Below are 24,963 nucleotides of genomic sequence, written 5' to 3' on the forward strand. Positions count from 1 at the left end.
CGTGCGGGGGGACCTTCTTGTGGCTCACTGCTTCGTACCGTCGATCACGTCTGCGGGCTGCTCCTCGGGCGGGGGTGGGTTGCCGGCGAGCTCCATCGACTCCCACGCGGCGGTCCACCATGCCTTGGGCACGGTCTTGATCACGTCGTCGGGGTCGTTGAGCGTGGCCTGGGCCTCGAGCGGCTTGCCGTCGGGTCCGATCACCTCGAAGCCCGACTCGCCGGGCATGAGGTAGCCGAAGCGGGCACGGGCCTGCGCCTTGACGTAGGCCGGGTCGTCCCACCGCGACTTCTCCCGCTCGAGGGCGTCGATGCTCGCCTCGCGCTCGGCGATCTGCGTCTTGAGGTCGCCGATGTGGGAGCGCTGCTGCAGGTAGGCGCGCAGCGACGAGGCGTAGGACACGGTCAGCACGGCGAGGACGAGGACGAGGACGGCGGCGCGGCCGGTGAACCGCGGCCGTCGCGTGCTCGGGTGGGGACGGGACGGACCCGGGACGGCCGCGAACGTGTCGGTCGCGCGGGTGGCGGCGGGACGCACCCCGGCCGCGCGCGGTCGGGAACCGCGCGCGCCGGGGCGCGTGGAGCTGCTCTGCCCCGGTCCGCGGGGGCCGTTCCCGCCGGCCCCGCCCCGGGGCGTACGGCGCTGGGAAGGCATGCGGACCAGTGTGCCTCGTTCAGCCCTGGAAACGCGGGAACGCGCGCGCCCCGGCGTAGCGAGCCGCGTCACCCAGCTCGTCCTCGATGCGCAGGAGCTGGTTGTACTTGGCGACCCGGTCCGAGCGGGCCGGCGCGCCGGTCTTGATCTGGCCGCAGTTGGTGGCGACGGCGAGGTCGGCGATGGTCGTGTCCTCGGTCTCGCCGGAGCGGTGGCTCATCATGTTGCGGAAGCCGGCGCGGTGCGCGAGCTCGACGGCGTCGAGGGTCTCGGTGAGCGAGCCGATCTGGTTGACCTTCACCAGCATCGCGTTGCCCTGGCCGCCGTCGATGCCGCGCTGGAGGCGCTCGACGTTGGTGACGAACAGGTCGTCGCCGACCAGCTGCGTCTTCGTGCCGAGCGCGTCGGTGATGGCCTTCCAGCCGGCCCAGTCCTCCTCGTCGAGCGGGTCCTCGACCGACACGATCGGGTACGCCGCGACCAGGTCGGCGTAGTAGGCGACCATCTCGTCGGTGGACTTCTTCGCGCCCTCGAAGGTGTAGGAGCCCGCGTCGTGGAACTCGCTCGCGGCGACGTCCATCGCCAGGGCGATGTCGGTGCCGAGGGTGAGGCCGGCGGCCTGCACGGCCTCCGCGATCAGGTCGAGCGCGGCGCGGTTGCTCTCCAGGTCGGGCGCGAAGCCCCCCTCGTCGCCGAGGCCGGTCGACAGGCCCTTCTTCTTCAGCACCGACTTGAGCGCGTGGTAGACCTCCGCGCCCTGGCGCAGCGCCTCGCGGAAGGTGGGCGCCCCGATCGGCGCGATCATGAACTCCTGCACGTCGACGTTGGAGTCGGCGTGGGCGCCGCCGTTGAGGATGTTCATCATCGGCACCGGCAGCAGGTGGGCGTTGGGGCCACCGACGTAGCGGAAGAGCGGCAGGCCGGCCGACTCCGCGGCCGCCTTGGCGGTGGCGAGCGAGACGCCGAGGATCGCGTTGGCGCCGAGCTTGGCCTTGTTGGGCGTGCCGTCGAGGTCGAGCATCACCTGGTCGATGAGGCGCTGGTCGTCGGCGTCGAGCCCCACGACCGCGCCCGCGATGTCGTCGATGACGCCGTCGACGGCCTTCTCGACGCCCTTGCCGAGGTAGCGGTCGCCGCCGTCACGCAGCTCGACGGCCTCGAACTGGCCGGTGGACGCGCCGCTGGGCACCGCGGCGCGGCCGAACGCGCCGTCCTCGAGGAGCACCTCCACCTCGACGGTGGGGTTGCCGCGCGAATCGAGGATCTCGCGGGCGCCGACGGCAGAGATGATGGACATGGAGGGCTCCTGACAGGGGACGACCGGGGAACGTCCGCCAGCCTAGTCAGGTCGGGCCGTGGCGTCGCCGGGGTGTCCGGCGGCGGCCGCCCGTCCCGCCTTCTCCGCGGCCTTGGCGGCGTCGTAGAGCGCCTCGACCTGCGCGACGTCGGTCGCGACGGCGTCGCCGAAGACGTGGGGGTTGCGCCGCTCCATCTTGGCGATCACGCCGCGCGCGACGTCGTCGAGGGTGAACTCCCCCGCCTCCTCGGCGATCACGGCGTGGATGACCACCTGCAGCAGCAGGTCGCCGAGCTCGTCGCACAGCGCGGCGGGGTCGCCGGACTCGATCGCCTCGACGACCTCCTCGGCCTCCTCGCGGACGTACGGGATGAGCGAGGTGTGGGTCTGCTGGCGCTTCCACGGGCACTCGCGCTGGAGCACCCGCATCTGGTCGGCGAACGCCTCCAGCGCCGAGCCGTCCGCGTCCACGACGCTCAGCCGCAGCGCTGGTTGAGCGGGAGGGTCTTGGCGAACGCGGTGTCGGGCTCGGTCTCCAGCCCCTTCTTCGCCAGCTCGCCGACGGCCACCGACGTGTTGGTGTCGATCGGCCGGAGCACCCCGTCGACGGCCTCGAGGCCGTAGCGCGGGTCGATCTCGATGCCGTTGGCGTCGGGCCACTGGTTGAACACGTCGACGCCGGCCTGGGTGGTCTGCTCCTCGGTGGGGTCGGCGACGCCCTGGTCGGCCAGCACGATCGCGCCGACCTGGTCGACCACGTCGGTGGCCAGCGCGTTGGCCGAGGTGAGCTCGACGTAGGTGCCGCGCACGGCCTCGGGCATCGTCGCCGCCGAGCGCTGGCGCTGCGCGACGTCGTTGCGGTAGCCCGAACCCGGCTCGATGCCGTAGTCGTCGGCGACCTGCAGCGCCTGCGCGCGCAGGATCATCAGCTGGATGGTGCCCTGGCGCACGAAGCTCATCGGCAGCACGGTGCTCTGCTGCTCGAACTGGTCGCCCAGCGCGGTGCACATCTCCCCCGCCGCCCGGTCGACCTCGCGGACGGTGAGCTCGTCGTCGCCCACCTTCGCCGCGACCCCCGGTGCGGCGCTCCCACAGCTCGACAGCAGCAGTCCGGCGACGACCGTCGTCGCGGCCGTCATCAGGCGGGTCCTGACCTTGCTCTGCTGCCTCACGGTCACTCCTTGCTCGCGGTGGCGGGCGCGGCCGGCGCCGGCACGTCGATGATGTCGTCGATCACACTCCGGGCCCATTCAAGCAGGGCGACGCCCGTGACGGGCTGCACGGGGAAACCCGACGGCTGCGGGCGCGGCACGAGGATGGTGCTGACCGGTGCCTTGACGATGCTGCGCGGGTGGAGCCGCTGGAGGCGTACGACGCGCGACTCGGGCAGGTCGACCGGCGCGAACCGGACGTTCTTGCCCGCGAGGGTCACCTCCTTCACCCCGGCCTGGCGGCAGCGGGCGCGGAACCGCGCCACGACCAGCAGCGACTCCACGACCTCCGGCGGCGTGCCGTAGCGGTCGACGAGCTCGGCGCGCACCTCGTCGACGTCGGCGTCGGCACGCACCTCGGCCAGCCGCTTGTAGATCTCGAGGCGCAGCCGCTCCGACGGGATGTAGTCGTGGGGCAGGTGGGCGTCGACGGGGAGCTCGATGCGGACCTCGGCGAGCTCCTCGTCGTTGCCGCCCTTGAAGTCGGCGACCGCCTCGCCGACGAGGCGGACGTAGAGGTCGAAGCCGACGTCGGCGATGTGGCCGGACTGCTCGCCGCCGAGCAGGTTGCCGGCGCCGCGGATCTCGAGGTCCTTCATCGCGATGGCCATGCCGCCGCCGAGGTCCGAGTGCTGGGCCAGCGTCGCGAGCCGCTCGTGGGCGGTCTCTGTGAGCGGCTTCTCCGCGGGGTAGAGGAAGTAGGCGTAGGCGCGCTCGCGCGAGCGACCCACGCGACCGCGCAGCTGGTGCAGCTGGGACAGGCCGAGGGTGTCGGAGCGCTCGATGATCATCGTGTTGGCGTTGGACACGTCGAGCCCCGACTCCACGAGCGTCGTGCAGACCAGGACGTCGAAGCGCTTCTCCCAGAAGTCCACCATGACCTGCTCGAGCTGGCGCTCGTTCATCTGGCCGTGGGCGGTCGCGACCCGCGCCTCGGGCACGAGCTCCTTGATCCGTGCGGCCGCCTTCTCGATCGACTGCACCCGGTTGTGGATGTAGAAGACCTGGCCCTCGCGCAGCAGCTCGCGCCGCACCGCCGCCACCACCTGGCGGTCCTCGTAGGCGCCGACGTAGGTGAGCACCGGGTGGCGCTCCTCCGGCGGGGTGGTGATCGTGGACATCTCGCGGATGCCGGTGACGGCCATCTCCAGGGTGCGCGGGATGGGCGTCGCGCTCATCGAGAGCACGTCGACCGACGTGCGCATCCGCTTCATCTGCTCCTTGTGCTCGACGCCGAAGCGCTGCTCCTCGTCGACGATGATCAGGCCGAGGTCCTTGACCCGGATGTCGGGGTTGAGCAGGCGGTGGGTGCCGACGACGATGTCGATCGACCCGTCCGCGAGGCCGGCGACGACCTCCGCGGCCTCCTTGTCGGTCTGGAAGCGCGACAGGCCCCTGATCACGACCGGGAAGCCCGACATCCGCTCCGAGAAGGTCGACAGGTGCTGGGTGACGAGCAGGGTCGTCGGCACCAGCACCGCGACCTGCTTGCCGTCCTGGACGGCCTTGAACGCCGCGCGCACCGCGATCTCGGTCTTGCCGTAGCCGACGTCACCGCACACGAGGCGGTCCATCGGGACCACGCGGCGCATGTCGGCCTTCACCTCGTCGACCGTGGTGAGCTGGTCGACGGTCTCGGTGAACGGGAACGCGTCCTCGAGCTCGCGCTGCCACGGGGTGTCCGGGCCGAACGCGTGGCCCTGGGTGGCCTGGCGGGCGGCGTAGAGCTTGATCAGCTCGGCGGCGATCTCGCGGACGGCGCGGCGGGCCTTGTTCTTGCGCTTGGTCCAGTCGCCGCCGCCGAGCCGGTCGAGGCTGGGGTTCTCGCCCCCGACGTAGCGGGTGACCTGGTCGAGGGTGTCGGCCGGGACGTAGAGCATGTCGTTGGGCCCGCCGCGCTTGCTCGGGCCGTACTCCAGGACGAGGTACTCGCGGACGGCGCCGCCGATCTCGCGCTGCTTCATCTCCACGAAGCGGCCCACGCCGTGCTGCTCGTGCACGACGTAGTCGCCGGCCTTGAGCTCGAGGGGGTCGATCTGCCGCTTGCGCCGCGCGGGCATCCGGCGCATGTCGCGCGTCGAGGCCTTCTGGCCCGACAGGTCGTCGCCGGTGAGGACGGCGACGCCGGCGGAGTCGTCGACCAGGCCGTGCACGAGGTGGCCGCACGTGACGGTGACGACGCCCGGTCCGGCGGTGTCGCCCTCCTCGACCACGCGCGCGGCGATGTCGTTCTCGCCGAGCAGCTCGACGAAGCGGGTGGCCGGGCCGTGGCCGGCGTGGACCACGACCACGTCGAGGCCGTCGGTGACCCAGGTGCGGATGTCGTCGACGGCCTTCTGCAGGTCGCCGCGGTAGGCGTCGGCCGCGTGGGTGGGGAGCAGCCGGCTCGGGACACCGGCGGTCTGCGCGTCGACCGGGTCGGTGGCCTCGCCGGTCCCGTCCTGCTCGATCCCGAAGGGGCTGACCGACCACCACGCCAGGCCGAGGCCGATCGCGTGCTGGCGCACGTCGGCGATCTCGCGGTAGGACGCGGCGCCGAGGTCGATCGGCGCGGTGCCGCCGCCGGCGGCCGCGGCCCACGAGGCCCCGAGGAACTCCTCGCTGGTCGCGACGAGGTCGTGGGCGCGGGTGCGGGCACGCTCGGGGTCGAGCACGAGGACCGTGGTGTCGGTGGGCACCAGGTCGACGAGGAGCTCCATCGAGTCGACGAGCGCGGGGGCGAGCGACTCCATGCCCTCGACGGCGATGCCGGCCGCCATCTTGTCGGTGAGCTCGAGCAGCTGCGGGTGGGCCTCGCCGAGGGCCGCGGCACGGCGACGCACCTCGTCGGTGAGGAGGAGCTCGCGGCACGGTGGGGCCCAGAGCCGCTGCACCGTCTCGAGGGTGCGCTGGTCGGCGACGGAGAAGGCGCGGATCTCCTCCACGTCGTCGCCCCAGAACTCGACGCGGAGCGGGTGCTCCTCGGTGGGCGGGAAGACGTCGACGATGCCGCCGCGGACGGCGAACTCGCCGCGCCGCTCCACCATGTCGACGCGGGAGTACGCCGCGTCGGCCAGGCCGCGCACGACGTCCTCGAGCGCGCGGGCGTCGCCCGGCGCGAGCTCGACCGGCTCGATGTCGGCCAGGCCCGGCACCTGGGGCTGCAGCAGGCTGCGGATCGGCGCCACCACGACCTGCAGCGGCCCGTTGGCGGCGTCGGTGCCTGGGTGGCGCAGCCGGCGCAGCACCGCCAGCCGCCGGCCGACGGTGTCGCTGCGCGGGCTGAGCCGCTCGTGCGGCAGCGTCTCCCAGCTCGGGTAGTAGGCGACCGTGTCGGGGTCGACGAGGTCGGCGAGCTCCTCGACGAGGTCCTCGGCCTCGCGCGACGTCGCCGTCACCGCGAGCACGGTGCGACCCCGCTCGACAAGGCCGCGCACCACGAACGGACGCACCGCCGCGGGCCCGGTGAGGTCCAGCGCGGACACGACCGAGGTGTCGGCGAGGGCACCGCCGAGGGCGGGTGCGGAGGCGAGGCGCTGGGCGACGGCGGTCAGGGGCGTGGTCGGCACCGGGGATCCCTTCAGGAGCACGCGAAAAACCCCCTGTGGGCGAACGCCGGGGGGAGGGATGGAAGTCTACGGGGGCTGTCCGACACCGGACGTAGGGGTGAGAAGGGGTTTGTGCCGCACGTCCCTCGGGTAGCACCATCCACAGCGTCCGGCGCACGAGCTCCGGACGGACACGTACTTTCTCCTGAGAGGAACAACGGGGACATGCGCATCACGCGTCTCATCGCCGGCACCGTTTCCGCCGGCCTGCTCGGTGTCACTCCGCTCGCCCTGGCTGCGCCCAGCCACGCCGCGGACACCTGGACCACGACCACCATCGCCTCGCCCAACGAGAGCGCGATCGTCTACGGCGACGAGATCAACATCGTCGTCGACGTCGACGGCTCGGACGGTTTCGGCCCGAGCTCGGGCACCTCGACCCTCTACGCCATGGAGGCCGGCTCGACCGAGTGGGTCGCCGTCGCGACCGGTGCCTACCCGGGCAGCGACTTCTACCCGATCAAGCCGAAGATGAACACGACCTACAAGGTCGTCTTCGGCGGCTACACCGAGCCGGTCCAGACGCCGTACAGCGACAACTACACCGGCAGCGAGTCCGCGCCGTTCACCGTCTCGGTCGCGCGCAAGATGACGATCAAGAACCCGCGCGGCACGTTCGTCAAGGGCAAGATCAAGCCGGACTACAAGAAGAAGAAGGTCCTGGTCCAGAAGAAGGTCGGGAAGAAGTGGAAGAAGTTCCGCACCCTGAAGACCGACAAGAAGAGCACCTTCCAGACCACGCTGCCGGCCTCGCGCAAGCGGACCTTCTTCCGCTTCGTGGTGAAGGGCAACAGCAAGTTCGCCGCCAGCGCGCAGGAGGGCTCCACCATCGCCTACCGCTCGGTCGCCCCGCGCGTCGCGATGCGCTGACGCCACCCAGCACCTGATCGACCGATCCGCCGGCCGGGTCCCGGTCCCCTCGGGGATCCGGGGCCCGGCCGTCGCCGTTCGCCTACGATGGCCCGCATGACCGACCGCCGCCGCCGGACCGCACGCAGGCTCCTCGGGAGCGCGCTCGCCGCGGGGGTGGTGCTCGCGACGCCCTCGGTCGTCCCCGCCGCGCCGGCCCTCGCCGCGGCCCCGGTCGACACCACGACGGTGGCGACCCCGAACACCACGAGCATCGCCTTCGGCCAGACCGTCGACATCGGGCTCGACGTCGACAGTGCCGGCGGCACGACGACCGTCGACGACGGCACCTCCACGCTCTACGCCCGCGAGGCCACCTCGACGCGGTGGAGGGCCGTCGCGACCAACACCTCCGCGTCCCTGGACTTCCTGTCGGTCCGCCCGCGGAAGACGACCACCTACAAGGTCGTCTACGGCGGCTACGACGCCGCGTCCGCCCAGGACGACAGCTTCGGCCCCAGCGAGTCGGCGGAGTTCACCGTGGGCGTCGCCCGCACCATCACCTACCCGTCGGGCGGCTTCGAGATGAAGGGCCGCGTGCGTCCGGCCTACGGCGCCCGGGTGATCGTGGTGAAGGTGTCGAGCGACGAGACGAGCGGCTTCCGGACGTTCCGCAAGATCCGCACCGACAAGCGCGGTCGCTACGCCATCGACCTGCCCCGCCGCAGCGGCGAGTGGTTCTGGTCGTTCATCGTCCGCGCCGACGAGCAGTACCGCGGCACGCGGTTCAAGTGGCGCACCTGGGCGTCCTGAGCGACGCTCAGACCGCGGGCGGTCCCGCGTCGACCTCGGCCTGCGAGCGCAGCACGCAGAACTGGTTGCCCTCGGGGTCGGCGAACACCACCCAGCCGGTGCCCGGACCGTGCGCGCCGCGCTGGTCGTCGACCTGGGTGGCCCCCATCGCCTGCACCCGCTCGACCTCCTCGTCGCGCGTGCCGGTGCGCGGGCGCAGGTCGAAGTGGATCCGCTTGGCCGGCAGCTCGGCGTCGGGGACCTCGATGAACAGCACGTGGTGCCGGGTCTCGGGGTCGAGGATCATGCACTCCTCGTGGCCGGGCTCGTTGGGGTCACCCTCGACGTCCACGTAGCCGAGGAGCTGCTTCCACCACTCCGAGAGCTCGTAGGCGTTGTGGCAGTCGACGGTGGTGTGCGAGACGAAGGAGGTCATGGCCCCACGCTGGCAACGCCAGAGGGCGAGGGCAACCGGTTTGCGCGAGTTGCCGTCCGCCCGGCTTCCGTGGCACCGTCGGACCACGCCCCGACCAGCGGGCGACCCGACGAGGGAGCCGTACCGGGAACGCGACAAGACGGCCGTCGAGGAGATGGCCATGTCGTGGATCGTGCTCGTCCTGTCCGGGGTGCTGGAGGCCGTGTGGGCCACTGCGCTCAGCCGGTCGGACGGACTCACCCGCCCCGCGCCGACCGCGACCTTCGCGGTCGCGCTGCTGCTGAGCATGGCCGGGCTGGGCTACGCGATGCGCACCCTGCCGGTCGGCACGTCGTACGCGGTCTGGGTCGGCATCGGCGCCGTGCTCACCATCGCGGTCGCGGTGGTCACCGGCGCGGAGTCGCTGTCGGTGACCAAGGCGCTGCTGCTCGCCGGCCTGGTGGGCTGCATCGTCGGGCTCAAGCTCGTCCACTGAGCCCGACGGGCGGCTCCGCCGGCGCGCGGGGTCAGTCGGTGCCGTGGCGCCGCACGAAGTCGACGATCGCCTCGGCGAGCTCGGGGCGGCACACGATGAGGTCGGGCAGCGAGGTGTCGTCCTCGTTGTAGACCAGCTCGGAGCCATCGACCCGGCTGCAGTGCAGGCCGGCGGCGCGGGCGACGACCACCGGCGCGGCGTTGTCCCACTGGTACTGGCCGCCGGCGTGGACGTAGGCGTCGGCGACGTCGCGGACCACGCTCATCACCTTCACGCCGGCGCTGCCCATCGGCACCAGCTCGGCGTCGAGCTCGGCGGCGAGCGCCTCGACGAAGGCCGGCGGGCGGCTGCGCGACACCGCGATCCGCGGACGCTCCGAGCTGCGGGGCGGCACCACGCTGGGCCGACCGGTGGAGAAGGTCTCCCCCAGCGCCGGCTGGGCGACCGCGCCCGCGACGAGGTCGCCGTCCTGCCAGAGCGCGACGTGGACCGCCCAGTCGTCGCGCGGCGGCTCGGAGAACTCACGGGTGCCGTCGAGCGGGTCGATGATCCACACCCGGCTCGCCGAGAGGCGGGACTTGTCGTCCGCCGCCTCCTCCGACAGCACGGCGTCGTCGGGCCGGTGCGCGGTGAGGACCCGGTCGAGCTCGGCCTGCGCCGCGGCGTCGCCGGCGTCCTTGAGGGCCTTGCCCTCCAGGCCGTCGGCCTCCGCGCGGGAGCGGACGTCGAGCAGGACGGAGCCGGCTCGCTCGGCCGCCCAGACGGCGAAGGCGTGGTCGTCCAGCGTGGAGGGATCGATCATGCACCGGATCCTATCGGCGCACCGAGACCGCCGAACGCGCCCGTCCGTGCCCGCGGTCGTGGGACCAGGTCGCCCGTCTCGCCGACGTCGCCGACCTCGTGGACCTGGCGCAGCATCGCCACCGCCTCCAGCTGGGTGCGGGCGCCGAGCTTGCTGCGCAAGGTCTTGACGTGGCTGCGGACTGTGCCGTCGGCGATGCCCATCACCTCGGCGACCTCGGGCACCCGGCGCCCCGAGGCGAGCAGCTCGAGCACCCGCAGCTGCTGGCGTGACAGGCCGCGCATCTGGGCCAGCAGGTGGTGCCTCTTGTCAAGGGCGTCCAACCAGTCGGCCCTCAAGGCCTTGCGACGTTCTGCATCCATCAAGGGATCGCCGGCGACGAAGCGTCGCACCATGTCGCCGAGCTGCTCCACGGAGGTCGTCACGGTGACCACGTCGACGGAGCTGCCCTGGAGCAGGCCGCCCCACACGAGCGCGTTGGGGGCGGACGTGACCACTGCGACGCGGGCCTGGCCGCGGGCGACGAAGCGGCCCACCGCCTCGACCGCACGGGGCCGGTCGACCCCGTCGAGGATCACCATCACGTGGGCCGCGGGACCGCTCCCGGAGGGAGTCGCGGCGTCGCCGTCGGCGGGCACGAGGAGCTGCTCCCACGCGTGGAACTCCGCGGGCGCACCGGTGGTGCGCAGCGCCTCGGCCACGGCCTGGGCGACCAGGTCGTGCGGTGAGACCACCCACGCGACGGTCCCGTGCGCCGGGTCGGGCACGGGCTCCTGCGCTGCACGCGTCGACATGGCACCTCCCTCGGCAACGGCGTCACCGCACTCTGACGCCTCGTCGGCGCGCAGACGACCACCCGTGCCGCACGTGCACCGAATTGGGGAGGGACCCGACCGCGGCGCACCGGCGCGACCGCGCCCCGGACCCGCCTCCGGGACCCGCCTGACGACCCCCTCCGCGACCCCCTCGTGGGGCCCGTCTGACGCACTCGTGACGCGGACTTCCCCCGCGCTAGGACCGTTCTGCGGGACTCCTTGACGAAGACTGCTGGACCTCTGGAGGGTGCGGACCAGACCGGGGCTACCACAATCGCGGTACGGCCCCACAATCGCTGGAACATCCCCTTTGTGGGGGATCCAATCTGCACCGGGGACAGCGGGCCACGACTCGGGAACGTGGCATGGGAACCGCAGACGTCCCTCGGACAGCAGGTCGCACATACAAGTGAACGTGTCAGTGGGTGGGGGCAGGAAATGCAGGGGATCTATCGTTCGGAGGACGGTTGGCGGGTGGTCGGGGCGACCACGGCCGCGGCCGGGCTCCTGGTGCTGGTCGGCGTCGCATCGAGCGGCGGGCACGCGTTCAACACGTTGCCGACACAGACGGCGTTGCCGCCGCTGGCCGACGGACTGCTGAGCGGCGTCTTCGTCGCTGGCGCCGTCGGCGCGGCGCTCGTCACGTGGCGCCGCCACGGCGGACCGCTGGCCGGGTGGATCGTGGGCACGGGTGCCCTCGTCGCCGCGCAGGCGTTGGCCGTCACGCTGCTGGCGCTCCAGCTGCCGCCGCCGCGCGAACCGGTGGCGTTCACGCTGCTGCTCGGCACCGCGCTGCTCGGCATGGTCTGCGTGGTCACGCCGCTGCTCAGGCTGGGGCGGTTCGAGCACGTGGTCGACGACAGCTTCGTCATCGGGGTCGGCATGGGCATCACCGCCGCCGGCTTCCTGGTCCTGCAGTTCCCGATGTCGCAGACACCGCGACCGGCGATGCTCGCCCTCGCCGGCGTGCTGGCGGCCACGCACGTGGTGACCGCCGGACTCGTGCTGCGCCAGCGCGGTCTGCCGCCGACGGCCCGCGGGCTGATCGTGGCGACCGTCGCCGTGGTGTCCTCGAGCCTCGCGGTCCGGTGGTCCGGGCTGTCGGGGTCGGAGTGGGAGCTGCTGGCCTCGCTGTCGCGGGCCGGGATCGGCGCCGCCTGGTTCGGGTTCACCTGGACCTGCCTGCAGCGCCACGCGGACGAGGACGACCGCCGCTTCGAGGCGATGAACTCGGTGCTCGTCTCGACCACCCGTGACCAGCGCGAGCGGATGCACGAGCTGCGCAGCACGATGGCGGGGCTGGTGAGCGGCTCCGCGCTGCTCGACAACGCCGACGTCCCGCCCGAGGCGCGCGAGCGGCTCTGGCGCTCGGTCCGCTCCGAGCTCGACCGGATGGAGCGGCTGCTCGCGGGCAAGGAGCAGCCGGCGACCGACATCCACCTCGACGACGCGCTCAACCGCATCCTCGACCTGCAGCGGCTCAAGGGCCGCCGCGTCGAGCTGCACTCCGACGGCGGCGTGGTCCGCGGGCGCTACGACGCCCTCGCCGAGGTCGTCAACATCCTCGTCGACAACGCGGTCACCCACGGCGGCTCCGACACCAGCCTGGTCGAGGTGGTCACCCGCGACGAGCAGACCGTCGACATCCGGGTCACCGACTTCGGTCGCGGCATCGCCGAGGACCAGCGCACCCGGATCTTCGAGTGGGGCGGTCGGGCGAGCGAGGCTCCGGGCGAGGGCATCGGGCTCCACCTGGCCAAACGGCTGATGACCGAGGACGGCGGCTCCCTGGAGCTCGACGAGGCCACGGAGGGGACGGGCTCGTCGTTCGTCATCTCGCTCCCGGCCGCGCGACGCTCCTCCGAGAACGACCTGACGGTGGGAGGCAGCCATGGCCGGCACGTCACGCTCTGACCACCGCGTCCTCATCGTCGACGACCACGTGCTCTTCGCGGAGTCGCTCGAGCTCGCGCTCTCCCTCGAGGGCTACGACGTGCGCCGGCTCGAGCTGCCCGAGGAGGGCGGGTCGATGGCGACGATCCGCTCGCTCGCCCTGCGGGCCAACCCGCGCACCGTGTTCCTCGACCTCGACCTGGGCCGGTTCGGCGACGGGATGAACCTCGTCGCCCCCCTGGCCAAGGCCGGCATCAACGTGGTGGTGCTGACCGCCTCGGAGGAGCTCGGCAGGTGGGGCGGCTGCATGCGGCTCGGCGCTCGGCGCGTGCTGCCCAAGAGCGGCGCGCTCCAGCAGGCGCTCGCCACGGTCCGGCGGCTGCACCAGGGGTTGCCGGTGATCAACCGCGACGAGCTCGAGACGCTCCTCGACGCCTGGGCGCGCGAGCGCCGGGCGCACGACGACCTGCGCCGTCGGCTCGACCTGCTCACGCCGCGCGAGCGGCAGGTGCTGGGCGCACTGATCGAGGGCCGCACCGTCCGCGAGATCTCCCACGTCAGCGTCGTCTCGGAGGCGACGGTCCGCACGCAGGTGAAGTCGATCCTCAACAAGCTCGAGGTGTCGTCGCAGCTCGCCGCGGTCGGGATGGCCAACCAGGTCGGCTGGCGGCTCGGCGCATGAGCGGGCTCGCCGGCGTACGCACCTTCTCGGGAGCCGCCCCCGCCGCCGAGACCCTGTCCATCATGTCGCGCACGCTCCAGCACCGCGGGCCCGACGAGTCGTCGGTGTGGGTGGGGCCGGACGTGGGCCTCGCCCACGCCCGCCTCGCCGTCCTCGACACGGAGCACTCGCACCAGCCGATGCACTCACCCGACGGGCGGTGGGTGGTCGCGCTCGACGGTGCCATCACCAACCACGCCAGCCTGCGCACCCAGCTCGACCACCCGTTCCGCACCCGGGGCGACACCGAGGTCGTGGTGGCGGGGCTGGCGCTCGAGGGGATCAGCTTCGTCGAGCGGCTGCACGGCCAGTTCGCGATCGCGGCCCACGACCTGCGCACCGGGGTGACCCACCTGGTCCGCGACCGGCTCGGCGTGCTGCCGCTCTACTACCGCCACGTCCCGGGCGGGATCGCGTTCGCGTCGGAGGTCAAGGCGCTGCTGGCGATCGGTCCGGCCGTGGAGGTCGACCTGCGCAGCCTCGACGCGTACCTCGGCAGCCGCACGGTGCCGGCCCCCGACACCCTCTTCCAGGGCGTGAAGAAGGTCCTGCCCGGGCACCGGGCCGCGATCACGCCGCGCGGCCACCTCGAGCAGACCTGCTGGTGGACGCCGCCCGAGAGCGACCCCGAGGGCATCTGGACCGCGGGCGACGCCATCGAGGCCGTCGGCGACGGGGTCCGCGAGGCGGTCCGGGCAGCGCTCGTGTCCGACGTGCCCGTCGGCGTGCACCTCGGCGGGGGTGTCGGGAGCGCCCTCGTCGCGGCGGAGGTCCAGCAGCTGCGCCGCGACGCACCGCTCCCCTCGTTCGCCGTCGGCCTCGACGTGCACCCGCCCGACCGGCTCGCCTGGACGCGCCGCACCGCCGAGCTGATGGGCACCGAGCACCACGAGGTCCGGCTGCGGGCCGCCGACTTCGAGGACCTCTGGCACCGCCTCACCTGGCACCGGGAGGCGCCGATCTCCGACCCGTGCGACGTCGCCCAGTTCGGGCTGGCGCAGGACGCCGGCCGGTCGGTGCGGGTGGTGCTGTCGGGCGAGGGCGGCGACGAGCTGTTCGGCGGGCTGCCGCACCGGCGGCTGAGCCGGCTCGCGGCCCACGCGTCGCTGCTGCCCGGCAAGGTCCGGGCCAGCGTCGAGCGCCACCTCGGCGCGCCGTTCGCGGCCGTCGAGCGCCAACGGCTGCTCGGCAGCGCTCCCCCGGCGGAGCGGCGGGCGGTGCCCACCCCGGGCGCCGACCCCTACGACCGGCAGGTGCGCGACGACGTACGCCACCTCCTGCCCGACCACCTGCTCGAGCGGGGCGACCGGCTGTGGACCTCGGGGTCGCTCGCCTGGCGACCGCCGCTGCTCGACCACCGGCTGGTCGAGCTCGCCTTCCGGCTCCCGACCTCGGTCCGGGTGCGGTCCGGGTCGACCCGGTGGCTGCTGGAGGAGGCGGCTCGCCCGCTCGTGCCGGAGGAGGTCATCGACCGGCCGCGTACCGACGCGCCGCGCGTGCCGCTCGACACCTGGTTCCGCAACGGCCTGCACGACACCGCCCGGGAGTGGCTCGGCTCCCCCGGGTCCTGGGTCGCCCACACGCTCGACCCGGCCGCGGTGCGGGCGCTGGTGGAGTCACCCGCCCGGGGCGCCCAGGAGGACCTGCAGCTCTGGACGCTGCTCAGCCTCGAGATGTGGCACCACGCGTTCTTCGGCGCCGCCCCCGTGGTCCCGCGCCCGCGCGCCACCGTCGTCGACACCGCGCCGAGCGGCCGCCCCTGACGGAGCGCGTGCACGCCACGCGTCACGTCGCGAGGGCCACGGCCTCCGGGGCGTCGAGGTGGACGTCGTGTCCGGCGCCGGGCACCTTCGTCCACCGAGCGTGAGGGTTGCGCTCGCGCATCCGACGGGCCTCGTCGTCGGTCAGGGAGCCGGTGCTCTCCCGTGACGAGCACGGTGGGGCACGCCACTGCCTCCCACTCGGCCCATCGTGCCTCGCCGTGAACGGCCTGGATGGCCCCGCGCAGCACCTCGACGTCGAAGCCAGGCCTGAGCCCGTCAGGCGTGGGCTCGAGCCCGGCGGTCCACGCGTCGGCCGCGGCACCGGGACCGTACTGGTCCTCGAAGTACGCCCGCGCGTCCTCCTCGCGGGCGAAGGGCGTGGGCCAGGACCTGAACCAGTCGATCACGTCGTCCGTCGCCTGCGACCCGGCCGCGGACGGGCCCCCTTCGACGAGCACCAGCCGGGACACGCGACTGGGGTGGGCAGCGGCGGTGAGCATGGCAGTGTGGGCTCCCATCGACTGCCCGACGAGCGTCACGCGCTCCAGTCCCAGCTCGTCCATGACGTCGACGACGTCGCACACGTGGGCCTCCCGTGTGACGTCACGCGGACGGCGTGTGCTCGCGCCGTGGCCGCGCTGGTCGAACGCGACCAGCCGACGACGTCCCCGCAGCAACGAGGCGACCAGCGCCCACTCCCCGGCGTGACCGCCGAGCCCGTGCAGCATCAGCACCGGCGGGAGGTCGTCCCCGGTGTCGACGAGGTCGACCGTCACGGCGTCGAGCTCGAGCCGTCGCGAGGGCCACCAGCGAGGTCGGGTCATGCAGGGACCTTCTCAGGAGCGGTTGCGGCCGCGCGAGGTACCCCTCGATGGGCCGCCCCTCGCTGGGTACGACCCTGCGCGGCGGCCGAGGAGGGGGAACCTCGGCCGCCGCTGTGGTTCACCGTCGTCGCTGTGACGAGACGTGGGGACCTCGCGTCCGCCCGACCGAGACGGCCGGAGGAGGACAAGACGAGCACGGCGAACCCGTGGGGTGCACGTGTCGAGCGTAGGGTCCGCCGGCGGCCCGGCCCATCCCCACGACTGGGTATGTCCCCGGGGCCGTGCCGATCGCCGGAACCCCCTGTCCTGCAGGGCTTTCGCTCATATGCGGCATGCCGTGGAGGGGGTCTGGTTCCTAGGCTCGCAGCACGGACGACGAGGTCGTCGCAGGGGTGCTGGAAGGGGTGGTGGACATGACGCAAGCCCGGGTCCGGGTGGACGCGCCGGACGAAGGCCTGCTCGCCACACCCATCCCGCTCCCGCGGGTCTCGAGCGAGGTGGGGGCGCCCGCGCCGGCGGCCTCCGACCCGACCGCGGGCCGGGCGTGGGAGGCGGCCGAGCTGGCTGCCCTCGACGACGAGCTGTCCACGCTGCCGAGCCCTCGGTCGCGTCGGGCACCCGGGTGGGCCATCTGGCTGGACACCGTCCTGGCGTCGGTGCTCGCCGTCGGTGCGGCCGCGACCGGGATGCTGTCGGCGCCCGTCGCGCTGATGTCGGCGGTGGCCTGGCCGCTGCTGCTCCTGTCCGCCGGCCACTACCGCCGCTCGCCGCTCGGCCAGGACCGGCTCGCCGGAGTGTGGGTGGTGCTCGCCACCGGCCTGCGCGGTGCGGTGCTCGCCCTCGCGGTCTCGCCCTGGCTCGTCGCCGACGATCTGGTCGCCCTCGCCGAGCTGGTGGCCGTGTTCAGCGTGGCCAGCGCGGTGCCGTCGCTGCTGGTCGGCGCCCGCCGACCGCGCCTCGTCCTGGCCGGACGACCGCGTGACGTGCGCGAGGCGATGCTCGAGCTGCAGGCCACCGACCGGCACGAGGTCGTGGCGGCCTGCGTCACCCGGCGCTCGAAGGTGCCGCTCGACCTGCCGACCTACGTCGGCTTCGACTTCTCCTCGCAGGTCGCCCACCGCCACGGCGCCGACGCGGTCGTCGTGCTCCCCGGCGCGCGCCTGACCCCGAGCGAGGTGCGACGACTGCACTGGTCGCTCGCCGGCGTGGGCGCGGAGCTCTACCTCGGCACCGGCCTGCTCGACGTCGAGCCCCAGCGCACCCGCGTGGTCAGCACCGGTGGCATCGACGTGCTCCACGTGACCCGTCCCGTCCTCGGCGGCCCGCGACGTCTCCTCAAGGACGTCGTCGAGCGCGCCCTGGCGCTCGCCGCGTTCGTGATGGCACTGCCGCTGCTCGCCGTGCTGTGCCTGGCGATCCGCCTCGAGACGCCCGGTCCCGCGCTGTTCCGCCAGGAGCGCATCGGGCGCAACGGCGTCCCGTTCACCATGCTCAAGCTGCGCTCGATGGGCGTCGACGCCGAGGTGGTGCGCCAGGGCCTGGTGGCGGCCAACGAGAAGGACGGCGTGCTGTTCAAGATCGCCGACGACCCGCGCATCACGCGTCTCGGGGCCAAGCTGCGCCGCTACTCCCTCGACGAGCTCCCCCAGCTGTGGAACGTCGTGCGCGGCGACATGTCGCTGGTGGGCCCGCGCCCCGCGCTGCCCTCGGAGGTCGCGCAGTACGACATCGACCCGAAGCGACGCCTCGTGGTCAAGCCCGGCGTCACCGGCCTGTGGCAGGTCTCCGGCCGCTCCGACCTCACCTGGGCCGAGTCGGTCCGCCTCGACCTGAAGTACGTCGACAACTGGTCGCTCGGGCTCGACGCGCGGATCCTGGTCCGCACCGTCCGCGCGGTGCTCGGCCACCGCGGGGCCTACTGAGCGACGAGCTGCCGGTCTTCCGCACGGTCCGACGCGCCTTACACGTCGAGGTCGCCCACGGCCGCCAGGGGTGCTCCCGCCGGCCGGCGACGTCATTCGAGAACACGACCACCCCGGCGACATGGTGGCTGCAGGTCGCCTGCATCGCCACGACGTTGCGCCACCTGTCCCGGCACCGCGCACCGTGACTCCTGGGCGACCTCGCGGCGTGAGCGCGCTCGTACGGACCGCACTCATCGCGGCAGCTCCGGTCGTTGCATCGGCAGCGCGGGATGCCGGGGTGAGCAATGATCGGCCCATGAGCCCCAGGCAGTTGACCGCCCGTGAACGCGGGGTCCTCGACGCGCTGCTGGCGGTCGAGTTCGATGGAGTCGAGCGACTCCGCAGCCAATCGGCGACAGCGCAGGTCTACGGCGGTTGTGGGTGCGGGTGCCCCTCGATCGACTTTTTCCACGGTCAGACCAACGGCATGTGGCCGGTTGTCAACGCGGGTGTCAGGGACTCTCGCACCTACGACGGCCTGTTCCTCTTCACCGTGAACCTTCCGCAAGTGGGAGACGTTCTCGGCGGCATTGAATGGGTCGGTCAAGGCGACTCGGATCCAGATGAACTGCCCCCGCCGGGCGATCTGATCGTCACGGCGGCAGGTTAGGAGCCCACCCGCTCATCGGCAGATCCAGTCGAGCTCATCGCGGCAGATCCGGACGTTGCGCGGACACGTCTTCCCGCTGTGAGCGAGACTGATTATGTGACTGACGCGGACACACCCAACGAACTGGGGCTCCGGCGCGGTGCGCTTGCGCTGCACGCGTACAGCGAGTCGTGGCCAGCGCTGTTTGCGGCGGAGCGGTCAGTCCTTCTGGCACACCTGTCGCCGTGGGTAGTGGACGTAGAGCACGTAGGGAGCACAGCGATACCTGGGCTGGAGGCCAAACCCCTCATTGACATGCAGGCTGGAATCCGAGACCTCGCAGAGGTACGCGTGGTGGTCCCCGTGTTGACGGGACTCGGCTACCACTACATGTCTGACCGCGTGTACGACACTTATGTCTTCCTCCCGAAAGGACCGGAGTCGCGCCGTACGCATCACCTCAACCTCGTGCAGCACGACTCCGACGAGTGGCGCACACGACTTCGGTTTCGGGACGCTCTCCGCGCTGACCCAGCGCTGGCCGCGCGATACCTGGACCTGAAACGCAGCCTGGCTGCCCGGCACTTAGGCGACCGCGCGTCCTACACCGCAGCAAAGGCGTCCTTCATTCAGGCGGTGCTTCGAGACCACCCCTAGTGGGGGCCGTTGGCGCAGGTCCCTGGACTCGTTGAGCACCAAGCCTTTGCGGTAAAGATGGTGCGCGCTCATCGGCATGAGCGGGCGTCCGGATCGCAGCAGATGCGTACGTGAAGGTCGCGTGCTGCCCGTTCGGGCACACGTGTGTGAGTTGTCGCCCTTCGCCGAGCAGCTCGAGGGCAAGATCTCGGACACGTGTGCGACGCTGCCGCACCGGCGCCGCACGTGCGGCGGTTCTCGCCCTCGAAGGTGCCCGATGCATGGCCACGTCCGCCGCACATGCGCGGAAGGGGGCTCCATCCGCCCTGGGACAGCACAGCGGTCGCCCACTCTGCCAACGACCGCTCACCGACAGATCCGGCAACTGCGTCACCACCAGGGGCACACAGCGTGAGGACGCCCTGCAGCTGACGAGGCCCGCCTCGGCCGCACCACGTCCTCAGACAGACGGATCGAGGAGGCGCGTCACCGACCCGCTGCCCCTGCGCCCCGGACACGAGGGAGCCCGCCCCGCTCGAGGGCGGGACGGGCTGGACGGGCTGGACGGGCGGGACGGGCGGGACGGGCTGGACGGCCGCGGTGGCGGGAAGGGGGCACGTCCCACCACCGCGACACGGGAGGGAGGGGCTACCAGCCCCAGGACTCGCGCAGGTGGAGGCCGAAGGTGCTCTCCAGCGCCGTCACCTCCGAGTCGAGCTCGCGACGCACGGTGAGCACGTCGCTGTGGTCGGGTCGCACGGCTGCACGGTCGATCGGCCGGTAGAGCACGCGGTGCACCAGCGGCGAGCGCTTGACCGCGCCGACCAGCCGGGCGCCGTCGTGCTCGCGCACCCAGTCCGCGCCCTTGCGGACGGCCGAGGCGAGGTGGACCGAGCGGGCCTTCGCGGCCGGCAGGCGGGCCTCGCGCTCCTTGTCGTCGAGCGGCTGGCGGGCGACGCCGAGCATGGCGGTCACGTCGTCGAGGAAGCGCTGCGGGTCGGCCTCGAGGTCGTCGAACAGCGCCACGTGGACACGCTCGCGCGGGAAGAGGTCGAGGAAGCGGTCGAGACCCGTGGCGTAGCGACCGTGGTCGAGCAGCTCCGGGCAGCTGCGCAGCGCCTCCGCGAAGGTGTCGGGGCCGATGCCGTGCTTGCGCATGTAGAGGTAGGACGACCAGGCGCGGTCGACCGGGTCGCGCAGCGACACCATGACCGACACGTCGCCGAGCTCGTGGTGGATCCGCTTGGCGGCCTCGGGGTGGAAGAGGTAGTCCTGGCAGACCTCGCCGACGACCTTCTCGTCCCGCGCGTCCTTGAACTGCGCGGCGTACCAGCCCATCCCGCGGTCGTAGTAGCGGTCGAAGAAGTAGAGGTCCTTCGACGGAGTGAGGTAGACGTCGGGGTGCTTGATGAGGGTCTCGTGCAGCCACGACGACCCGGCCTTGTCGGGACCGACGTAGAGGAAGTTGGGCAGACGGCTCACGAGAGCCCCCTTCCGAAGCGGCGTGCCATGGTCAGCATGCGGTGGTGGTCGCCCGGCCCGGCGGCGGCGAGCGCGAGCCAGGCGTGGGGCACGGCGGGGTGGCGGCGCGCAGGGCGCGGCCGGCGATGCGGCGGCGCGCGCGCCGCTCGCCCGCGTTGGCGCGGGCGTAGGCGATCTGGCCGAGGATCCGGGCGTGGCCGCGGCGGTGGTCGCCGAAGTCGGGGTGCTTGGCGAGGAGGTACTCCAGCGCCGTCGCCGTGTTGACCCAGCGGTCGCGGAACCACGACGGGATGTCCTTACGGATGTCGGCCAGCGTCTCCTGCACGACGCCCACGCCGCCCACGCGGCTCGCGCGCAGCAGCCAGTCGTAGTCCTCGCCGTAGCCGTGCGGGAGGTCCTCGTCGTAGGGGCCGACGCTGTCGAACGCCTCGCGGCGCATCATCAGGTTGGAGCTGTGCAGCTCCTTCACCCGGTTCTGCAGCAGCCGGTCGTGGGAGACGACCGCCTCGGTGGCGGGCCACTCGACGTCGCCGCGCTGGCCGCCCATGAGCAGCCGGATGCCGGTGCCGACGACGAGCAGCGACGGGTCGGCGAGCAGCCGCTCGACCTGCTTGCGGACCTTGCTGGGCGCCCACAGGTCGTCGTCGTCGCAGCTGGCGACCAGGCTGCCGTGGGTCTCCGCGACGCCGGTGTTCCGGGCCCCGCACAGGCCGCGGGTGCGGGCGTTGACGGTGGTGCGGACCTGGCGGCCCGGTCGCGAGAGGCCGGCGAGGCCGAGGTCCTCGGGCTCGCCGTCGTGGACGACGAGGACCTCCATCGGGCCCGCGTAGTCCTGGCCGATGATGGTCGCCAGCGTCTCGCGCAGCAGCTCGGGTCGTCCGTGCGTCGGGACGACGACACTGACCAGCGGGGCGGCCGGGTCGGCCAGCGGTGATGCGTGCTCGGCGGTCACGTCACGGTCCTCCTGTCGGGGGCGGTCCCGGTGGCCGCACCGGCGGCGGTCGGGGCGGTTCGGGGTGCGGGGGCGTAGCCGTAGTCGACGAGCAGCGGCAGGGTCAGGCCGGTCACCACCGCGCGGGCGCCGGCCGGCATCTCGCTGGCCCACGCCTCGTCGCGGCGCAGCCGGACGACGCCGGACCGGAAGCGCGACGGGTTGCCGGACAGGCCGTGGCTGGGCTCGAGCAGGATCGCGCCGTCGTCGACGGCGGGCAGCTGCTCGGGCGCGAGCGGGAGCCCGAGGTCGGTCGTCGCGGCCACCAGCGAGCCGACCGGGTCGGCGACGAAGTCCTCGTAGCGCAGCCGTGCGGACGGTACGCCGCCCCACCGCGCGATCGAGGCCATCTCCAGCTGGAGGCCGCTCCACTGGGCGGCCGCGCGGTGGGCGGGGATGCGCCACATCTGGTCCGACCCCGACGCGTCGTGGGGGCGCGCCACCTCCCGCTGCCAGGACCAGGCCACGGCGCGCGGGTCGCGCACCACGTTGAGCACGCGCAGGTCGATGTCGGGGGCTCCGGCCAGGGCCTGGCCGAGCGCCGGGCCCTTCGAGGCGTCGATGACGACGCTCGACCCGGTGACCTCCGCGACCGCGCGGTAGATCGCGGCGTAGTCGGCGCGCAACGACGCCAGCGCCGGCGACGGGGCGGACCCACGCCGCGGACGCGGCAGGTCGGGCAGCAGGCCGGGCAGGTGCCGCTGGCGGGCGGCCGCGCGGTGGGCGCCGCGGATCCGCTCGAGGACCTCGTCGGTCCAGCCGCCGAAGGCGACCTCGCCGACGCGCGACCAGACCGGGCAGGCCGAGAACCGCTCACCGCACCCGCAGAGCTCGTCGTGCGGGGCGACCGAGCGGGCCAGGTCGACGACCTCGCCGACATTGACCCATCCGGGCACCGCACCCAGCACCCGCTCGACCAGCGTCGAGCCCGACCGGCCGAAGCCGCCGAGGTAGACCACGCTCACGCCCGGCGTCCGTGCCCCCACGTCGCCACGCCCTCTCAGCGGTCGCCGGACGGGAGGACCGTCCGGCTCCGTCGGGGCCGCGGGATCCGCATCGGGCGGACGGTGGTGAGCTCGTCGAGCTCACGAGCGGCGAGGGTCAGCGCCGCCCGGCGGGCGCGGTCGCCGGCCTCGCTGGCGAGACCGCCGCGACCGAGCAGCAGCACGCCGTCGACGTCGGTGAGGAAGCCCTCGAGGCTGGTGACCGGACGGACCAGGCCGACCTCGCCGACGACGGCGACGAAGCGCTGCTGGTGGTCGTCGACGTGCTCGCCGAGGCGCGGGTCGCGCGGCACGCACAGCGGCACGTGGCCGGCGGCGCGGGCGTCCATGATGGTGCCGGGCCCGCCGTGGCAGACCACGGCGTCGGCCTCCTGCACGAGGCGGGAGAGGTGGTCGTGGGCGAGGAAGCCGTGCCCCTCGGCCACGCGGGGGGCCGGGCCGGCGCCGTGCTGCACGACGAACCGCACGTCGGGCCGCCGGGCCGCGGCGGCGTCCATCCACTCGACCAGCCGCGCGAACGGGTGGTGGTCGGTGCCGGCGAGGGCCAGGACGAGCGCGCTCACAGCAGCGGTCCGACGAGGTGGGCGTCCGGGTAGAACTCCAGCTGGCTCTGCCACTGGACCAGGCGCCGGGTGGTGAACGGCCCGCACAGGCGGCCCGTCATGGTCGGGGTGTCGACCCGGTCGTAGACCTCGATGAAGACCGTCGGGATGCGCATCAGCCAGGCGAGCACGAAGAACGGCACCGCGACGCCGGCTCCGGCGCTGACCACGATCGCCGGGCGCTCGCGGAGCAGGACGCGGACCGCGAGGAAGGCGTTGCGCAGCAGGTTCGGCACGTTGCGGGTGGTCGGGTGGTACGACGGCCGCAGCCGCTCGCCCCCGAGCCGGTCCAGCACGTCGGGGGTGGCCGGACAGACCCAGAGCCGGTCGCGTCCCTCCCACCACGGGCGCAGGGCCAGCAGGTGCGTCAGGTGCCCGCCCTGGGTGCTCACGAGCAGCACCGGACCGCTCCGCCGCTCCCCGGGTTCGATGACCGCTTCGTCCATGGTCACAGGCTGGTGCACCGGCGCCCGGCCGGGTCGGCGGCGACGTCGGGATCCTCCATATTGGGGGTATGCAGCCGCGCCCACGCTGGGACGCCTTCCGAGGCGCGGCCGACGAACCTAGGGTCGGGGCATGGAGATCGGACGACGACGGCTGCTCGGCCTCGGTGCCGGCGCGGCGGTGGCCGTCCTGGCGTCGTCGTGCAGCGGCTCGCCCACCAGCGCCCCGGCGAGCGTCACGCCGCGTCCCAGCCGCACCTCGCGCCCGACGCCCTCCCCGACCCCGGCGGCCTTCCCGGGCCAGCCCGCGGCCGGCGACCTCTACTACGGCGCGTCGGTCCCCTTCCACCGCTCGCTGGCCGGGTGGGAGCGTGAGCTCGGGTCGCCGCTGGCGCTGAACCGCTCCTACTTCGCGCCCGACCGCAACGAGGCCCGGCAGCTGGTCGCCCGCTGCCGCGACGACCTCGCCAACGGACGGCTCCCCCACGTGTCGAGCAAGGCCGACGGCACCTGGGCCGACGTCGCCGCCGGACGGCGCGACGCCTGGCTGGCGAGCATGCTGGCACCCCTGGGCGAGCTCGGCGGGACGGTGCTGTTCACCCTGCACCACGAGCCGGAGAACGACGCCGGCCAGCCCGGGATGATGCCCGACGACTGGACCGGCATGCAGCGCCGGGCGGTGTCGATGGCGGCCGACCTCGCGCCGTCGGTCGTGGTGGCGCCCGTCCTGCAGCACTGGACCTTCGACCCGTCGCGCCACGACGTCGACCCCGGCCGCTGGCTGGTGCCGGAGGCCCCGGTGGCCGGTCTCGACGTCTACAACCCGTGGTCGCCGGCGAACCGCAAGGAGTGGCGCAGCTTCGGCAGCAAGATGGACGAGGTGCTCGGCTGGTTCGAGGGCCGGCCGCTCGTGATCGGCGAGTACGGCTGCCGCGACGACCCGCAGAACCCCGGGCTGGCCGCGCAGTGGATCCGCGACGCCGCGGCCTACGCCCGCGAGCACGGCATCGTGTCGATGTCCTACTTCAACTCCGGGCTGAACTCGCCGGAGGGCACGTGGGAGATGAGCCCGTCGATGCAGTCGGCGTTCGCCTCCGAGCTCACCTCGGACTGGGTCGCGCGGCCCGCCTGAC

Annotated in this window: 23 protein-coding genes, 1 pseudogene and 1 riboswitch; of the genes and pseudogenes, 10 read left to right on the plus strand and 14 right to left on the minus strand. The window is 73.0% G+C overall.

Annotation, left to right across the window (positions count from 1 at the left end):
* Positions 1 to 24: 24 nt before the first annotated feature.
* From LN652_RS08790 to mfd, 5 genes are read right to left on the minus strand one after another with little or no spacing between them, the layout of a single operon-like run.
* A complete protein-coding gene (locus tag LN652_RS08790; RefSeq protein ID WP_230444285.1) occupies positions 25 to 654 on the minus strand; it encodes an FtsB family cell division protein in 630 nt (209 codons plus the stop codon).
* Between the two features lie 19 nt (positions 655 to 673).
* Positions 674 to 1,951, minus strand: a complete 1,278-nt coding sequence (eno, locus tag LN652_RS08795; protein ID WP_230444286.1) for a phosphopyruvate hydratase — start codon at positions 1,949 to 1,951, stop codon at positions 674 to 676.
* A 42-nt stretch (positions 1,952 to 1,993) separates the two neighbouring features.
* Positions 1,994 to 2,422: a MazG nucleotide pyrophosphohydrolase domain-containing protein gene (locus tag LN652_RS08800; RefSeq protein ID WP_230444287.1), complete on the minus strand. Its 429-nt coding sequence runs from the start codon at positions 2,420 to 2,422 to the stop codon at positions 1,994 to 1,996.
* 5 nt (positions 2,423 to 2,427) lie between these two features.
* Positions 2,428 to 3,123 carry a SurA N-terminal domain-containing protein gene (locus tag LN652_RS08805; protein WP_230444288.1) on the minus strand — a complete coding sequence of 232 codons (696 nt, stop codon included), beginning with the start codon at positions 3,121 to 3,123 and terminating at the stop codon, positions 2,428 to 2,430.
* A gap of 2 nt (positions 3,124 to 3,125) precedes the next feature.
* Entirely contained in the window at positions 3,126 to 6,710 is a 3,585-nt protein-coding gene (gene mfd, locus LN652_RS08810) for a transcription-repair coupling factor (protein ID WP_230444289.1), read from the minus strand.
* A 204-nt stretch (positions 6,711 to 6,914) separates the two neighbouring features.
* On the opposite strand from mfd, the gene LN652_RS08815 reads away from it, so the two are divergent.
* Positions 6,915 to 7,619, plus strand: a complete 705-nt coding sequence (locus LN652_RS08815; RefSeq protein WP_230444290.1) for a hypothetical protein — start codon at positions 6,915 to 6,917, stop codon at positions 7,617 to 7,619.
* Between the two features lie 96 nt (positions 7,620 to 7,715).
* Positions 7,716 to 8,411: a hypothetical protein gene (locus tag LN652_RS08820; RefSeq protein WP_230444291.1), complete on the plus strand. Its 696-nt coding sequence runs from the start codon at positions 7,716 to 7,718 to the stop codon at positions 8,409 to 8,411.
* 7 nt (positions 8,412 to 8,418) lie between these two features.
* Here LN652_RS08820 and LN652_RS08825 read toward each other — a convergent pair whose 3' ends face one another.
* On the minus strand, positions 8,419 to 8,826 hold the full coding sequence (locus LN652_RS08825; RefSeq protein ID WP_230444292.1) for a VOC family protein: 408 nt from the start codon (positions 8,824 to 8,826) through the stop codon (positions 8,419 to 8,421).
* A gap of 82 nt (positions 8,827 to 8,908) precedes the next feature.
* Positions 8,909 to 8,974, plus strand: a riboswitch (guanidine-III (ykkC-III) riboswitch).
* A 12-nt stretch (positions 8,975 to 8,986) separates the two neighbouring features.
* Here LN652_RS08825 and LN652_RS08830 point away from each other — a divergent pair.
* Positions 8,987 to 9,301: a DMT family transporter gene (locus LN652_RS08830; RefSeq protein WP_230444293.1), complete on the plus strand. Its 315-nt coding sequence runs from the start codon at positions 8,987 to 8,989 to the stop codon at positions 9,299 to 9,301.
* 31 nt (positions 9,302 to 9,332) lie between these two features.
* On the opposite strand, the gene LN652_RS08835 is transcribed toward LN652_RS08830, so the two are convergent.
* Positions 9,333 to 10,103, minus strand: coding sequence for a 3'(2'),5'-bisphosphate nucleotidase CysQ (locus LN652_RS08835; protein WP_230444294.1), 771 nt, complete (start codon positions 10,101 to 10,103; stop codon positions 9,333 to 9,335).
* Positions 10,100 to 10,897, minus strand: a complete 798-nt coding sequence (locus LN652_RS08840; RefSeq protein WP_230444295.1) for a helix-turn-helix transcriptional regulator — start codon at positions 10,895 to 10,897, stop codon at positions 10,100 to 10,102. The genes LN652_RS08835 and LN652_RS08840 overlap by 4 nt, the downstream gene beginning before the upstream one ends.
* Before the next feature lie 495 nt (positions 10,898 to 11,392).
* On the opposite strand from LN652_RS08840, the gene LN652_RS08845 reads away from it, so the two are divergent.
* The 3 genes from LN652_RS08845 to asnB are packed head-to-tail and all read left to right on the plus strand — an operon-like array spanning position 11,393 to position 15,295.
* Positions 11,393 to 12,832, plus strand: coding sequence for a sensor histidine kinase (locus tag LN652_RS08845; RefSeq protein ID WP_230444296.1), 1,440 nt, complete (start codon positions 11,393 to 11,395; stop codon positions 12,830 to 12,832).
* Positions 12,810 to 13,493: a response regulator transcription factor gene (locus LN652_RS08850; protein WP_230444297.1), complete on the plus strand. Its 684-nt coding sequence runs from the start codon at positions 12,810 to 12,812 to the stop codon at positions 13,491 to 13,493. Before LN652_RS08845 ends, LN652_RS08850 begins: the two co-directional genes overlap by 23 nt.
* Positions 13,490 to 15,295 (plus strand): asparagine synthase (glutamine-hydrolyzing), encoded by a 1,806-nt coding sequence (gene asnB / locus LN652_RS08855; RefSeq protein WP_230444298.1) that lies wholly within the window; start codon positions 13,490 to 13,492, stop codon positions 15,293 to 15,295. The genes LN652_RS08850 and asnB overlap by 4 nt, the downstream gene beginning before the upstream one ends.
* A gap of 143 nt (positions 15,296 to 15,438) precedes the next feature.
* Here the strand turns inward: asnB and LN652_RS22135 are convergent.
* Positions 15,439 to 16,119 (minus strand): annotated as a pseudogene (locus tag LN652_RS22135) (alpha/beta fold hydrolase); the annotation flags it as partial.
* A gap of 413 nt (positions 16,120 to 16,532) precedes the next feature.
* Here LN652_RS22135 and LN652_RS08860 point away from each other — a divergent pair.
* The 3 genes from LN652_RS08860 to LN652_RS08870 all read left to right on the plus strand — a co-directional run bounded on the left by LN652_RS08860 (position 16,533) and on the right by LN652_RS08870 (position 19,329).
* Positions 16,533 to 18,041 (plus strand): sugar transferase, encoded by a 1,509-nt coding sequence (locus LN652_RS08860; RefSeq protein ID WP_230444299.1) that lies wholly within the window; start codon positions 16,533 to 16,535, stop codon positions 18,039 to 18,041.
* 298 nt (positions 18,042 to 18,339) lie between these two features.
* Positions 18,340 to 18,693, plus strand: a complete 354-nt coding sequence (locus LN652_RS08865) for a hypothetical protein (RefSeq protein ID WP_230444300.1) — start codon at positions 18,340 to 18,342, stop codon at positions 18,691 to 18,693.
* A 96-nt stretch (positions 18,694 to 18,789) separates the two neighbouring features.
* A complete protein-coding gene (locus LN652_RS08870; RefSeq protein WP_230444301.1) occupies positions 18,790 to 19,329 on the plus strand; it encodes a GrpB family protein in 540 nt (179 codons plus the stop codon).
* 627 nt (positions 19,330 to 19,956) lie between these two features.
* On the opposite strand, the gene LN652_RS08875 is transcribed toward LN652_RS08870, so the two are convergent.
* Genes LN652_RS08875 through LN652_RS08895 form a run of 5 tightly spaced genes read right to left on the minus strand, consistent with a single transcriptional unit; the run spans position 19,957 to position 23,833 of the window.
* Positions 19,957 to 20,790 carry a sulfotransferase family protein gene (locus tag LN652_RS08875; RefSeq protein ID WP_230444302.1) on the minus strand — a complete coding sequence of 278 codons (834 nt, stop codon included), beginning with the start codon at positions 20,788 to 20,790 and terminating at the stop codon, positions 19,957 to 19,959.
* A gap of 31 nt (positions 20,791 to 20,821) precedes the next feature.
* The gene (locus LN652_RS08880) at positions 20,822 to 21,742 is read right to left on the minus strand and encodes a glycosyltransferase family 2 protein (protein WP_230444303.1); all 921 of its coding nucleotides are present in this window, start codon (positions 21,740 to 21,742) and stop codon (positions 20,822 to 20,824) included.
* Positions 21,739 to 22,767, minus strand: a complete 1,029-nt coding sequence (locus LN652_RS08885; RefSeq protein WP_230444304.1) for a sulfotransferase — start codon at positions 22,765 to 22,767, stop codon at positions 21,739 to 21,741. Before LN652_RS08885 ends, LN652_RS08880 begins: the two co-directional genes overlap by 4 nt.
* A 14-nt stretch (positions 22,768 to 22,781) precedes the next feature.
* The gene (locus LN652_RS08890) at positions 22,782 to 23,348 is read right to left on the minus strand and encodes a glycosyltransferase (protein WP_230444305.1); all 567 of its coding nucleotides are present in this window, start codon (positions 23,346 to 23,348) and stop codon (positions 22,782 to 22,784) included.
* A complete protein-coding gene (locus tag LN652_RS08895) occupies positions 23,345 to 23,833 on the minus strand; it encodes a glycosyltransferase family protein (RefSeq protein WP_230444306.1) in 489 nt (162 codons plus the stop codon). The genes LN652_RS08890 and LN652_RS08895 overlap by 4 nt, the downstream gene beginning before the upstream one ends.
* A 130-nt stretch (positions 23,834 to 23,963) precedes the next feature.
* On the opposite strand from LN652_RS08895, the gene LN652_RS08900 reads away from it, so the two are divergent.
* A complete protein-coding gene (locus LN652_RS08900) occupies positions 23,964 to 24,962 on the plus strand; it encodes a hypothetical protein (RefSeq protein ID WP_230444307.1) in 999 nt (332 codons plus the stop codon).
* The last annotated feature ends 1 nt before the right edge of the window (position 24,963 follow it).

Source organism: Nocardioides okcheonensis, from assembly GCF_020991065.1.
Lineage (GTDB): Bacteria > Actinomycetota > Actinomycetes > Propionibacteriales > Nocardioidaceae > Nocardioides > Nocardioides okcheonensis.